The 12,603-nt window shown below is 59.1% G+C and carries 11 protein-coding genes; 2 read left to right on the forward strand and 9 right to left on the reverse strand.

Annotation, left to right across the window (positions count from 1 at the left end; translation table 11 throughout):
* Positions 1 to 103: 103 nt before the first annotated feature.
* Complete coding sequence (locus SJY13_RS08190) at positions 104 to 1,282, forward strand: BaiN/RdsA family NAD(P)/FAD-dependent oxidoreductase (protein ID WP_377189996.1); 1,179 nt, start codon at positions 104 to 106, stop codon at positions 1,280 to 1,282.
* A 46-nt stretch (positions 1,283 to 1,328) separates the two neighbouring features.
* On the opposite strand, the gene SJY13_RS08195 is transcribed toward SJY13_RS08190, so the two are convergent.
* From SJY13_RS08195 to mraZ, 9 genes are all read right to left on the reverse strand, one after another.
* Positions 1,329 to 1,703, reverse strand: a complete 375-nt coding sequence (locus tag SJY13_RS08195) for a glycine zipper family protein (RefSeq protein ID WP_234995121.1) — start codon at positions 1,701 to 1,703, stop codon at positions 1,329 to 1,331.
* Between the two features lie 105 nt (positions 1,704 to 1,808).
* Positions 1,809 to 3,209 carry a UDP-N-acetylmuramoyl-L-alanine--D-glutamate ligase gene (gene murD, locus SJY13_RS08200; protein WP_377189999.1) on the reverse strand — a complete coding sequence of 467 codons (1,401 nt, stop codon included), beginning with the start codon at positions 3,207 to 3,209 and terminating at the stop codon, positions 1,809 to 1,811.
* A gap of 152 nt (positions 3,210 to 3,361) precedes the next feature.
* Positions 3,362 to 4,444, reverse strand: a complete 1,083-nt coding sequence (gene mraY / locus SJY13_RS08205) for a phospho-N-acetylmuramoyl-pentapeptide-transferase (protein WP_085821212.1) — start codon at positions 4,442 to 4,444, stop codon at positions 3,362 to 3,364.
* 24 nt (positions 4,445 to 4,468) lie between these two features.
* Complete coding sequence (locus SJY13_RS08210; RefSeq protein WP_377190001.1) at positions 4,469 to 5,863, reverse strand: UDP-N-acetylmuramoyl-tripeptide--D-alanyl-D-alanine ligase; 1,395 nt, start codon at positions 5,861 to 5,863, stop codon at positions 4,469 to 4,471.
* Complete coding sequence (locus SJY13_RS08215) at positions 5,860 to 7,341, reverse strand: UDP-N-acetylmuramoyl-L-alanyl-D-glutamate--2,6-diaminopimelate ligase (protein ID WP_377190003.1); 1,482 nt, start codon at positions 7,339 to 7,341, stop codon at positions 5,860 to 5,862. The genes SJY13_RS08210 and SJY13_RS08215 overlap by 4 nt, the downstream gene beginning before the upstream one ends.
* Positions 7,342 to 7,362: 21 nt before the next feature.
* Complete coding sequence (locus tag SJY13_RS08220) at positions 7,363 to 9,150, reverse strand: peptidoglycan D,D-transpeptidase FtsI family protein (protein WP_085821215.1); 1,788 nt, start codon at positions 9,148 to 9,150, stop codon at positions 7,363 to 7,365.
* Entirely contained in the window at positions 9,147 to 9,515 is a 369-nt protein-coding gene (gene ftsL / locus SJY13_RS08225) for a cell division protein FtsL (protein ID WP_085821216.1), read from the reverse strand. The genes SJY13_RS08220 and ftsL overlap by 4 nt, the downstream gene beginning before the upstream one ends.
* A complete protein-coding gene (gene rsmH / locus SJY13_RS08230) occupies positions 9,512 to 10,504 on the reverse strand; it encodes a 16S rRNA (cytosine(1402)-N(4))-methyltransferase RsmH (RefSeq protein WP_377193591.1) in 993 nt (330 codons plus the stop codon). The genes ftsL and rsmH overlap by 4 nt, the downstream gene beginning before the upstream one ends.
* A 4-nt stretch (positions 10,505 to 10,508) precedes the next feature.
* Positions 10,509 to 11,012: a division/cell wall cluster transcriptional repressor MraZ gene (gene mraZ, locus SJY13_RS08235; RefSeq protein ID WP_377190006.1), complete on the reverse strand. Its 504-nt coding sequence runs from the start codon at positions 11,010 to 11,012 to the stop codon at positions 10,509 to 10,511.
* Between the two features lie 912 nt (positions 11,013 to 11,924).
* On the opposite strand from mraZ, the gene SJY13_RS08240 reads away from it, so the two are divergent.
* A complete protein-coding gene (locus tag SJY13_RS08240) occupies positions 11,925 to 12,149 on the forward strand; it encodes a DUF1127 domain-containing protein (protein WP_377190008.1) in 225 nt (74 codons plus the stop codon).
* Positions 12,150 to 12,603: the final 454 nt, after the last annotated feature.

Here is a 12,603-nt window from a genome sequence, read left to right on the forward strand (position 1 = left end):
CGGCGAGGTATTGTCGCGTTTGCGTACCTCAAAAACGCTGCCCCGGCAAACCCGCATTCCCTAAGCGCTTGCCATTCGGCGTAATCCGCGCCATGCGCAGCAGATGAGTTATGACACGATCATCCTGGGTGCCGGCGCGGCTGGCATGATGTGCGCGGCCCAGTGCGGCGGGCGCGTTTTGGTGATCGATCACGCCAAGGCCGCAGGTGAGAAAATCCGCATTTCAGGCGGAGGGCGCTGCAATTTCACCAATATGCATGCGGGGCCTGAGAATTTCCTGTCGCAGAACCCGCATTTCTGCAAATCCGCTTTGGCGCGCTACACGCAGTGGGATTTCTTCGATCTGGTCGGCCGTCACGGCATCGCCTGGCATGAGAAAACGCTGGGGCAGCTGTTCTGCGACGGGTCCTCGAAGCAAATCATCCAGATGCTGCTGGATGAGATGGCACGCACCGGGGCCGAGCTGTGGGTGCGGGCCGAGCTGAAAGGCCTGCGCAAGACCGAGAGCGGATTTGCGCTGGAGATTGAGCGCGACGGCACGCGCCACGCGCTGAGCTGCACCAATCTGGTTCTGGCCACGGGCGGAAAATCGATCCCCAAGATGGGCGCGACCGGGCTGGCCTATGACATTGCGCGCCAGTTCGGGCTGCGGATGACCGAAACGCGGGCTGCTCTGGTGCCGTTCACCTTTTCGGACGGCAGGTTCAAAGACCTGTCCGGAGTGTCCCTGCCCGTGCGATTGTCAAATGACCGTACCAGTTTCGACGAGGCGCTGCTGTTCACCCATCGCGGCCTCAGCGGGCCGTCGGTTCTGCAACTGTCGTCATATTGGCGCGAGGGAGAGGTCATTCGGGTCAACCTGATCCCCGAGTTGCCCCTGTTCGATCTGTTGCGCGACCAGCGTCAAGCCGGAGGGCGCAAGGCGCTGACCACAGAACTGGCACGGCATCTACCGGGGCGACTAGTGGAGTATTTAAGTCAACGTATCGCGATGCAGGGCAATCTGGCCGATCAGTCGGACGCCGCTTTGGCAGAGCTGATCGCAGCCCTGTCGGACTGGCCGCTGACGCCCTCGGGGTCGGAAGGGTATCGCACCGCCGAAGTGACCCTTGGCGGCATCAACACCGATGATTTGTCGTCGAAAACGATGGAGGCCAGGGATGTCCCCGGCCTCTATGCGATTGGTGAAGCGGTGGATGTCACCGGCTGGCTGGGCGGCTACAACTTCCAGTGGGCATGGTCCTCGGGCCACGCCGCTGGCACTGCAATCGCCAGACGTTAACCGACACTCTGCGCGTGGCCTTAGCAGACACTCTGTGTACGGGGCTTTAGCCGACGACGTTGTAACCGCGACCGCGCATACAGTTGCGCACCAGAACCTCTTTGTTCTGATTCTTGTTGATCACGTCCGCACCGGCACCAACCAAAGCACCAGCAACGGCTGCCCGGCCCAGATTGTCGCTGCTGTCTTGTACGATTCCGGTAACAGCAGCGGCACCGACGGCACCAATGGCGGCATTCCCTGCGGTGGAGCCATCAACGCTGGCTTGCGAAGCGGCGAGTTGCTGACATTGCTGCAGATCCACATTGTAGTTGGGGCCTACGGGGCCATCAACGACAGGCTGATAGTTCGCACCGGTGTTTGTGCAGGCGCCAGCCACAAGAAGGGCGGGCAGGATCAGAGAAAACTTACGAAACGGCATAGTCATAACCTCGTTTTGAATTTGCAGGCAAGCAAGCCCAATAATCATGGCGCGTCAAGCTAATAGCGCCGCAGCTTGGCCCAACCGGCGGTCTATTGCAAATGGCTAGTCCGGTAACCGTTGCTGGACCTGGGCCACAAAATCCTCTCCGCGCTGTTCGAAATTGTCATATTGGTCGAAACTGGCGGCTGCCGGGGCCAGCAGGATCGTATCACCCGGCTGGGCCTCAGCCATGGCTTGTTCGACGGCGTCTGCCATCGTCGTGCAGACCTGCGCGTCGGCCTCAAGCTGTATGGCGAAATTCGCCGCTTCGCGCCCAATGACATAGGCTTTGATCACCTGGTCCTTGACCCCGTTCAGCGCGGCAATGCCGCCCTCTTTCTCAAGCCCGCCACAGATCCAGCGGACCTTTTTGAACGCGCTCAGGGCTTTCAATGCGCTGTCCACATTGGTGGCTTTCGAGTCGTTTACATAGGTGACCCCACCGGACTCGGCGATGATCTGACTGCGATGCGGCAAACCTGGATAGCTGTGCAGCGCATCCTCGATCAACCGCGGCGCCAACCCCAGTGCACGACACGCGGCATAGGCGGAACAGGCGTTCTGATGGTTATGTGCCCCTGGCAGCCCTTTGATGTCACGCAGATCAATCGCACCGGCTTGTCGACCTTTGCGGTATTCCGACAGGAATCCTTTGCGCGCAAAGACCTGCCAGCCCGGCCCGGTCAGCTTGCGCGCGACAGAGACTCGGATGACCCGGTCATCGGTCGGCCCTTCAGCAAGTTGGCCGGCCAGAAACGCGCCTTCGCTCTCATCCACACCGATCACAGCGCGATCCGGCCCCCCTTCGGAAAACAAGCGACGTTTGGCAGCGAAATAGCCACCCATGCCGCCATGCCGGTCCAGATGGTCCGGCGACAGGTTGGTGAACACCGCCACATCCGGAGTCAGCGCCCGGGCCAGTTCGGCCTGATAGCTGGATAGCTCCAGCACCACGACCGAGCCGTCCCCGCCCGGGTCGATATCCAGAACTCCGCGTCCAATATTGCCGGCCAGCTGGGCTTCGCGCCCGGCCTCGGTCAGGATGTGATGGATCAAAGCCGCCGTGGTGGATTTCCCATTTGACCCGGTTACCGCAATCACCCGCGGCGGGGTTTCGAAATTGTTCCATTCCGATCCGGCAAAGGACCGAAAGAACAACCCGATGTCATTGTCTACAGGCACGCCAGCCTCAAGCGCGGCCGCGACTACCGGGTTCGGTTCCGGATAAAGATGCGGGATACCCGGAGAAACAATCAGCGACGCGATGCCCTCAAATGCGCCATGACGGCGCAGATCCGCGCAGGCGAATCCTTCAACCTCGGCCTTTTCCCGGGCCGCAGGGTTATCGTCCCAGCATACCGGTTCCGCTTGGCCCGCCCGTAACGCACGCGCAGTGGCCAACCCCGATCGGCCAAGCCCCAGAACTGCAACCTTCTGCCCTGAAAACCCTTTGACCGGGATCATGCCGCTCCACCCTCTTTCAACGTCTCGATTGGCCGCCACACTGCACCGAAGAATTCACCGATGGCAAGGGCACGGTCAGGCTCGTGCACCAGCACGAGCTTGGCCCAACAGGTGGCAGGTGGACCGTAGGTCCGCCGAACCTGGCGGGAGTGTTACCGGACTTTCAGCGTGGCCAGCCCGATCATCGCCAGGATCAATGAGATGATCCAGAACCGGATCACGATGGTAGGTTCCGCCCAGCCTTTTTTCTCGTAATGGTGGTGGATCGGTGCCATCAGAAATACACGGCGCCCGGTGCGTTTGAAGTACAACACCTGAATGATCACACTCAGCGCCTCAACCACGAACAGACCGCCAACAACCGCCAATACCAGTTCATGCTTCGTCGCCACGGCCATCGCACCCAGCGCACCCCCCAATGCAAGCGAACCGGTATCACCCATGAACACGGCTGCAGGCGGCGCGTTGTACCAAAGAAACCCCAGCCCAGCCCCAAACAGCGCCGAAGTGAAGATGAAAATCTCTCCGGTTCCCGGCACGTAATGCACATCCAGATACTCGGTGAAGTCGACCCGGCCAACCGCATAGGCGATGATCCCCAGCGTCGAGGCCGCGATCATCGCAGGCATAATGGCAAGCCCGTCCAAACCATCGGTCAGGTTTACCGCGTTGGCCGAACCAACGATCACAACAATGGCAAAGGGAATATAAAAAACCCCCAGATTGACCAGCGTGTCTTTGAAAACCGGCACCGCCATTTGGTTCTGCAGCGCTTCGGGGTGATGCAACGTCGCCCAAAGCGAGGCCAAAACTGCAATGATAACCCCCAGTGACAGACGCATTTTTCCGGACACGCCCTTGGTGTTCTGCTTGGATACTTTGGCATAGTCATCGGCAAAACCAATGGCAGCAAAAGCCAGCGTCACAAACAGCACCATCCAGACGTAGGGGTTATCCCACCGAGCCCAGACCAGGGTCGACGTCACCAGCGCGCCAACGATCAGCAAGCCGCCCATGGTGGGCGTTCCAGCCTTCGAGAAATGCCCTTCGGGCCCGTCATCGCGGATAGGCTGGCCTTTGCCCTGCTTGCGCCGCAGCACGTTGATCAGGGGTTTACCGAAAATAAACCCAAAGATCAGCGCTGTCATAAACGCACCCCCGGCCCGGAACGTGATATAGCGAAAGAGGTTCCAGAAATCCCCTCCGTCCGACAGGCCGGTCAACCAATAGAGCATATCAAAACCTTTCTCGTGCCGAGATCATGGGTCCAGCGCGCTCCCTTGCCCCATTTTCCGCAAACCGTCAACAATACGCGCCAGCACCATGCTTAGCGAGCCTTTTGCCAGCACTGTATCCCCTGCCCGGATCAGATCATGCAGATGCGCGGCCATCTCGGCGCTGGTTTCAAACCAGAGCCCGCGTTTGTCTTCGGGCAAAGCCTGATACAGCGCCCGCATCAACGGGCCGATGCAATGGACCTGATCTACCTGCCCCATCGCTGTCGCCTGCGCCATTTCGGCGTGCATGGTGACCTCCTGCAGACCCAACTCTTTCATGTCACCCAGAAACGCAACCCGGCGTGTGCCCTGAGATGCAGCCAACACATCCAGCGCGGCCTCCATCGAGGTGGGGTTGGCATTATAGCTGTCATCCAACAGCTCGATCTGACCGCCATCCGGCAGCGCAATGTGTTCCCGCACGCCGCGCCCCTTGACCGGCGTCCAGTTCTTTAGACCAGCAATCGCCTGATCCAGATCGACGCCCATTTCGACACTGGCTGCCAACGCCCCCAAGGCATTCATTGCGAAATGTGTTCCGGCGGACCGAACGTCATATGACACCGTTTTGTCGCCAACCTGAGCTACTGCTTGAACTGATTCAGGTCCTTGCGTCACGTCGGTTAGGACGTAGTCCGTGCCCTTGCGACCGAAATCGACGGTCTTGGAGGCGTGCTCATGCGCGCAGGTCCGCAAGATATCCGCTGTACCGACATCGGCATTTACAATGGCCGCACCACCCTCTGCCAACCCGTCGAAAATCGCCGCCTTCTCACGCGCGATGCCTTCAACCGATTCAAAAGCCTCAAGATGGACTGCCGCCACGGTTGTCACCAACGCCACATGTGGCTTGGATTGCAGCGCCAAAGGCCCGATTTCCCCGGGGTGATTCATTCCAATCTCGATTACAGCAAACGCTGTGTCGCGCGGCATCCGGGCCAGGGTCAGCGGCACCCCCCAATGGTTGTTATAGCTGGCAACACTGGCATGTGTTTTTCCCTGTGTTTCCAGAATGCTGGCAAGCATTTCTTTGGTCGAGGTCTTGCCGACACTGCCGGTCACGCCAACCACCTGCGCAGAACACCGCGCGCGGGCCGCTTGCCCCAACGCCTCAAGCCCTGTTTGCACATCCTCGACAATCAACAGTGGTGCGTCTTCCGGCACACCATCGGGCACGCGCGAAACCAGAGCGGCCCCCGCCCCTTTTTCCAACGCCTGCGCCACAAAATCGTGCCCGTCCCTTGCCGCCTTCAGCGCGACAAACAAATCGCCCGGCTGAATGGTGCGGGTGTCGATGGAAACGCCGCCTGCGGTCCAATCCGTTGTCACGCGCCCGTCTGTGGCCTTGGCTGCCTCGGTCGCTGTCCAAAGCGTCATGCGACCCTCCCGTCGAGCGCTGCAACTGATATGCTGGCCTGTTCCACGTCGTCAAATGGCAACACCTGATCGCCCACGATCTGGCCTGTCTCATGCCCTTTGCCCGCAATCAACAGCGCGTCGCCAGGTTGCAACGCGTCAATGCCGCGCAAGATCGCCTCGGCCCGGTCACCTACTTCGGTAGCCTCGGGCGCGCCCGCCATTACAGCGGCGCGGATGGCCGCAGGGTCTTCGCTGCGCGGATTGTCATCCGTTACAAACACGACGTCCGCGTGATTGGCCGCAGCCCGTCCCATCAGGGGGCGTTTGGTGGCATCACGATCCCCCCCCGCACCGACAATGGCGATCAAACGGCCCATCACATGCGGGCGCAACGCCTTGAGCGCGGTGGCAACAGCATCCGGAGTATGGGCGTAATCCACAAACACCGCTGCGCCGTTTTCCCGGGTTGCGGCCAGCTGCATGCGGCCTCGCACGGTGGTCAGATCCGGCAAGGTTTCGAAAACACGGGCAGGGTCGTCCCCGGCGGCAATTACAAGGCCACAGGCCAACAGGATATTTTCGGCCTGAAACCCTCCGATCAAGTTCAGCCGACTCAGAACCACTTTGCCCTGCCACGAAAAACGCAAATCCTGCCCCGTTGCGTCAAACCGTTGGTTCATCAGGCACAGATCCGCATCGCCCAGCCCGACCGTCAGCACCTTTTGCCCCCGCGCCTCGGCAATTTTACGGACCTGAGCCCCTTTGGGGTCGCTCATGTTGATCACGACCGTGCCGTCCTGCGGCAGAACCCGGTCAAACAGGCCCGCTTTGGCGTCGAAATATGCCTCAAAGGTTTCGTGATAGTCCAAATGGTCCTGCGTAAAGTTCGAAAACCCGGCAGCGGTCAGCTGTACACCGTCCAGGCGGCGCTGCTCCAACCCATGTGAGGACGCCTCCATCGCCGCATGAGTCACGCCATTCTCGACCGCTTCGGCCAGACAACGATGCAGGGTGATCGGCTCTGGCGTGGTATGGGCCAGAGGCGCGGTCCAGGCGCCCTCGATCCCGGTGGTGCCAAGATTGACCGCAGCATGGTCAAGTTCGGCCCAAATCTGGCGTACAAAGGTCGCGACCGAGGTTTTGCCGTTAGTGCCTGTGACGGCCACGATCGTTTGCGGTTGTGCGCCAAACCAAAGCGCGGCGCATCCGGCCAAAGCTTGTCTTGGGTCTTCGACAACGATCAGTGCGGCATCAGATGCCGCTAGTTCCGAGGCCGCAATCTCAGCACCTTCGGCATCGGTCAGAACGGCCGATGCGCCCATGCGCAGCGCAAATTGAATGAACTCACCACCATGGACACGCGTACCGGGAAGGGCTGCGAACAGATACCCGTCTTTGACCTCGCGGCTGTCAACCGCCAGCCCGGTAATGTCGGGGTTCGCCCCGCCCCGTGCCGTCAGGGCCAGTTGGCTAAGTTTCTTCGTTCTTGCGCCCATGCCCCACCTCGTTTGGACAGCCTAATTTGAGGTCAGCGTTATAGCAGCGCCCGCCTCAGGCTCAAGCCGCGGACGTAGGCCCAACAAGGGCGCGATACGTCCTATCAGTTCTGCCGCGACCGGGACCGCTGTCCAGCCCGCTGTGCGGCGCTTTTCGCCGTAGGCGACAATCGAGGGCTCATCCAGTGTGACGATCAGTACATACTTGGGATCATAGGCTGGGAAGAACGTCGCAAAGGTGGCGATGACCTTGTCGTCATAGTAGCCACCGCGCGGCTTGGGTTTGTCCGCCGTGCCGGTTTTGCCCGCCACATCGTACCCCGCCACATCGCCAAAGCTGGCCGTGCCATCCGTCACCACGCGGCGCAACATGGTCTGCGCCTGTTGCGCGGCGTTGTCCGACATTACGCGCGGTCCATATTGTGGGCCATTTTTGCGCAGGATGGTCGGGCTGACATAATGCCCGCCATTGGCAATCGCTGCATAACCCGCCGCCAGATGCATCGGGCTGGTCGACAACCCGTGGCCATAGGAAATCGTTACCGTGCTGAGCTCACCCCATTTCCTGGGTTTGAGAGGCTCGCCGCCCTTCGCTTCGACAATCTCAAACGGAGTGGGCTCGAACATGCCTAATGCGCGCAGAAACTCCTGCTGTCTTTTCGCGCCGATCTGCAGTGCCAGCCGCCCCGTTCCCCGGTTCGAGCTGTGGACGATCACATCCGCCACGCTGATCTTGCCGTAATTCTTGCCGTTGAACTCCCCGATCGGGAAACGACCGATCCGCATCGGGCCAGATGTGTCGATAATGGTATTCGAATTCACCAACCCCAGCTGCACAGCCTGCGCGGCCGTAAAGATTTTGAACACCGAGCCCAGCTCGTACACGCCTTGCACATAGCGGTTGAACAGCGGGCTGTCAGAGGGATCAAACCCCGAGGTCGGCGGGCGTGGGCGATCATTGGGATCAAAGGATGGCAGCGAGGCAGCCGAGACCACCTCGCCCGTATGCGCATTCATCAAAACGGCCGATGCGCCTTTGGCATTCATGATCTTCATGCCGCCGTACAGCACTTGCTCGACTGCGGCCTGAATGGTCAGGTCCAGTGACAGCTGAAGCGGCTTGTTGCCATTGGCCGGATCGCGCAGATAGTCGTCGAACTGCTTTTCGACACCGGCCACACCGATCACCTCGGCGGCGCTGACGCCTTCACGACCAAAGCCAGAACCACCCAGGATATGAGCGGCCAGACGGCCATTGGGATACAGCCGCATTTCACGCGGACCAAACAGAATGCCGGGATCACCGATATCGTGCACCGCCTGTTTTTGCTCGGGCGAGATGCGTTTCTTGATCCACAGGAATTTGCGATCACCGGTGAAGTCCTTGACCAGACGCTCTTTTTCCAGATCAGGGAAGATTGCCACCAACTGATCAGCTGCGGCGACTGGATCGATCATCAATGGCGGTTGCGCATAGACAGAATAGGTGTCCAGATTGGTTGCCAGAATGCGGCCTTCGCGGTCAACAATGTTGGCGCGCTGCATGGCGATGGCGGCCCCGGGCGCGTTGGCCAGCGGTTCTTGCGCCTCGGACGTGGCAAGCATGCCCATGCGTACACCAACCACTGAGAACGCGCAGAAAAAGAACAGGCCCAACACCAAAAGGCGCCCTTCGGCGCGGGCGCGGGCGCGGTCTTTCATGTCTTCGTGACGCTGGCGAATATTTTCACGCTCAATCACTTTGGGGTTTTCGCCACGGGCACGGGCCTCAAGGATACGGGCAAGCGGACGTAGAGGCGTGCGGGTCATGGGAACTGAACCTCGCCCAGTGCCTGCGTATTGGTGATGGCCTGCAATTCGATCGGGTCGACGATGGGCAGGTCCGGGTCCTCGGCATAAGCAATCTGATCGGCGCGACCAAACTGTTCAGCGCGCAGGGGCAGCAGGCCAAGGCGTTCAAAGTTCAGATCAGCCAGTTCGCGCAGCCGGTCGGGACGGTTCAGATACGCCCATTCGGCGTTCAGAACAGCCAGCTTCACCTGCGCCATGCCGATCTCACGCTGCAACCGCTGTGTTTCTTTCACCACTTGCTGGGTGCGATAGTTCTCTTGATAGGCCCAAAGTGCCAATCCGAACACGGCCAGAGCGGTTAACACATACAATACACTCTTCATTTTGCCCTCCCCCCAAGTTGCGGCATCCCAATAGCACGCGAGTCAATTTCCCCCGCCGGAGCATCGGTCCGCACAGCCACACGCAGTTTTGCTGAGCGCGCGCGTGGATTGTCCTGCAATTCCTCATCATCCGGGCCAACGGCCTTACGGGTTTTCAGCGTGAATTGCGGCAGTTCCTGTTCAATCTCAGGCGCATATCGGTTGGCGCGCCCGGTTTTACCTGCGCGGGACTGAAAGAACCTTTTGACCATCCGATCCTCAATTGAATGAAAGGTCACAACAGCCAGTTGCCCGCCGGGCTTAAGTGCGCGTTCAGCCGCCATCAGGCCTTGAAACAGCTCTTCATATTCTGCATTCACAGCGATCCGCAGCCCCTGAAAGCTGCGCGTTGCTGGGTGCGATTGCCCCGGCTTGGGGCGTGGCAGACAGGATTCAATGATTCCAACCAGTCGCAGAGTTGTCGTGATCGGCTCTTCGGTGCGCGCCTTCACAATTGACCTGGCGATACGCCGGCTGGCGCGCTCTTCACCATAGTGGAACAGGATATCGGCCAATTGCGCCTCGGTCGCGGTGTTGACCAGATCCGCGGCGCTTTCGCCCTCCTGGCTCATACGCATGTCCAGCGGGCCGTCTCTCATAAAGGAAAAGCCGCGTTCTGCCTGATCCAGCTGCATGGACGAGACGCCAAGATCCAGCACTACGCCGTCAAGATCCTGCGCATATTCATCCAAGCGCGAGAATACACCGGGTTGCAACACCAGCCGGTCGCCATAGTCGCCCGCCCAGTCAGTGACCATTTCAAAGGCCAGCGGGTCGCGATCCACACCAATGACTTTTTCGGCCCCAGCGTCCAGCAAGCCGCGCGTATACCCCCCGGCCCCGAAGGTTCCGTCAAGCCAGACACCCGAAATAGGTGAAACCGCCGCCAGCAAGGGGCGCAACAGAACAGGGACGTGAGGTTTATCCGAAGGGGTGTCCGCGCCGGCCATGCCGTCACGCGTCCCCGACGCCATCAAGAAACTCCAGCGGATCGAAATCCTCTGGCTGTTCATCCAGCCACTCTTCGGTCGACGCCAGTTCTACGGATTCGTATGTTTCGGGTTGCCATATCTGAAACGTGTCACCGGCGGCGATAAAGAAGGCCTCTTTCTCAAGGTCTATTTTGCTGCGCAGCTTTGCCGGCAAAACCAGACGACCAGTTTCATCTACATTGGTTGGAAAGGACTGACCATGGAACATCCGCTGCAGCATCTTCCGCTGCATCGATCCGCGCGGCAATGCATCGATCTTGGCGTCAACCTCTTCGATTGCCTGCATGGTATAGCATTCAAGGAATTTACGGCGGTGGTCACCATAGACAATCACCAGTTCAGGTGCGTCACCGGGCTGCCAGTTCGGGTCAGAAGCCTCAAGAACACGGCGAAACGAGGCCGGGATCGACACCCTGCCCTTCGCATCCACCTTGTGGTGGCTTTCACCTCTAAACCTGCGCGCCAAGACGACTGTCCCTTCCGCTTGCGCCCCACTAAAACTTTAGTCCCCCAGACGAAAAACGGCGGGTTGATCTGCTGCCACTGATCAACCCGCCGCATTGACCCGCTGTGCGGGATGTCCAGCTGCGCGCGCCACCTGGGGGGATGTCTGCTCGCCCGCGCGCCGGATCTCTTGATTGATGAAAGCGAGATGCCTGTATGAAACCTGATTTTATTGGTTCGGGGTCGTTTGGCGCCCCATGTGCCTCGTCCTCATCGGATGAATTAGGGATGCCATGGGAATTCATGGAAATCAACAACTATTTTCAATGGAATCTCAGTCAAACACAATATAACCGGTTCAACAACGAACAAAAAACATCCAACTTGCACCACAGGTTGATCAACCTTATCCCAGAATCCCAATATATAGTGAATGCTGGCAGCCACCTCTATAATCCCATAGTTTCCCATAATATTTTCGAATGTGGCGAATACTCACCCGCCATCCCGTTCAGATCGTGTTTTTTCGGACGAATCACAGACCGCCACACCGGTCAAGCAATCCCTCACTCCAAAACTCCGTGCCCGCCCATAATTTCCCATGCGAAAGATTGCGGGGGTTGGTAAGGGGGCCGCACATCGCCCGACATAGCGATTGCAAATCGCACAAATTTCAGAATGCCCGCACAAAGAAGGGGCAATCGTCTGCATGCCTTTAGGTCATGGAAAAACCACGGTTTGTACACAGGGCGTCAAAAACCCTTATTTTCAAAGCCCTTCCGCCATAAAACTTACAACACATTGATATCTATGCAATTGCTGCATAGCAGCATTGACGACGTGAGCTATTGTGCAATCGCAGCATTGGCCTATTTTCAGTCTCAAGCAAACGCCGGACAACACCGGCAGCAACGACATCTACTGGGTAACGAACATGGCTGTAGCAACACAACAAACCGCGCTCAAAGGCGCACCGGCAACCGGCCTGACATCTTTGATCGAGGTCGCAAAGACCCGTTTCGCCCGGTACCGCATGTACCGCCAGACGGTAAATGAACTGTCCGAGCTATCGGATCGTGAACTGGCCGATCTGGGATTGCACCGCTCGATGATCCGTCGTCTGGCGATGCAGGCCACAGAAGAACAACTGGCGCGTTAAGCGCAACACGACATAACCGAGATCAGGTCCATCTCCTCCCTTTGGACCTGTATATCAGCGGCGACATCTCTCCTCCTCCCTGATGTCGCCGCACCTTATACCGGCCCTGAACGCCGGACGCAGACACACCGGGTACTTCTCCTCCCTTTCCCGGTGTTGCAAGCACGCGGCGGCGTCTCTCCTCCTCCCTGACGTCGCCGCGTCTAACTCATACCGGGATCAAACCCGGGACCGGATACATCGGGGCTCTCCTCCTCCCTGCCCTGATGTTGAAAGCGCGCGGCGGCACCTCTCCTCCTCCCTGGTGTCGCCGCGACTTACACATACCGGGGTCAAACCCGGGACCGGATACATCGGGGCTTCCTCCTCCCTGCTCTGATGTAGAAAAGAACGGCGGTTCCCTTCCTCCTCCCTGGGAACCGCCGTTTTTGTATCTTCAGACATGAAAAAGACG

Source organism: Ruegeria meonggei, from assembly GCF_042768335.1.
In the GTDB taxonomy this organism is placed as follows: domain Bacteria; phylum Pseudomonadota; class Alphaproteobacteria; order Rhodobacterales; family Rhodobacteraceae; genus Ruegeria; species Ruegeria meonggei.

Excerpts from the sequence above, each read along its gene's own strand:
- SJY13_RS08240 (WP_377190008.1), top strand. The coding sequence starts at position 11,925 with ATGGCTGTAGCAACACAACAAACCGCGCTCAAAGGCGCACCGGCAACC.
- SJY13_RS08190 (WP_377189996.1), top strand. The coding sequence starts at position 104 with ATGAGTTATGACACGATCATCCTGGGTGCCGGCGCGGCTGGCATGATG.
- SJY13_RS08210 (WP_377190001.1), bottom strand. The coding sequence starts at position 5,863 with ATGACGCTTTGGACAGCGACCGAGGCAGCCAAGGCCACAGACGGGCGC.
- ftsL (WP_085821216.1), bottom strand. The coding sequence starts at position 9,515 with ATGAAGAGTGTATTGTATGTGTTAACCGCTCTGGCCGTGTTCGGATTG.
- mraY (WP_085821212.1), bottom strand. The coding sequence starts at position 4,444 with ATGCTCTATTGGTTGACCGGCCTGTCGGACGGAGGGGATTTCTGGAAC.
- murD (WP_377189999.1), bottom strand. The coding sequence starts at position 3,209 with ATGATCCCGGTCAAAGGGTTTTCAGGGCAGAAGGTTGCAGTTCTGGGG.
- SJY13_RS08220 (WP_085821215.1), bottom strand. The coding sequence starts at position 9,150 with ATGACCCGCACGCCTCTACGTCCGCTTGCCCGTATCCTTGAGGCCCGT.
- SJY13_RS08195 (WP_234995121.1), bottom strand. The coding sequence starts at position 1,703 with ATGCCGTTTCGTAAGTTTTCTCTGATCCTGCCCGCCCTTCTTGTGGCT.
- SJY13_RS08215 (WP_377190003.1), bottom strand. The coding sequence starts at position 7,341 with ATGGGCGCAAGAACGAAGAAACTTAGCCAACTGGCCCTGACGGCACGG.
- rsmH (WP_377193591.1), bottom strand. The coding sequence starts at position 10,504 with ATGGCCGGCGCGGACACCCCTTCGGATAAACCTCACGTCCCTGTTCTG.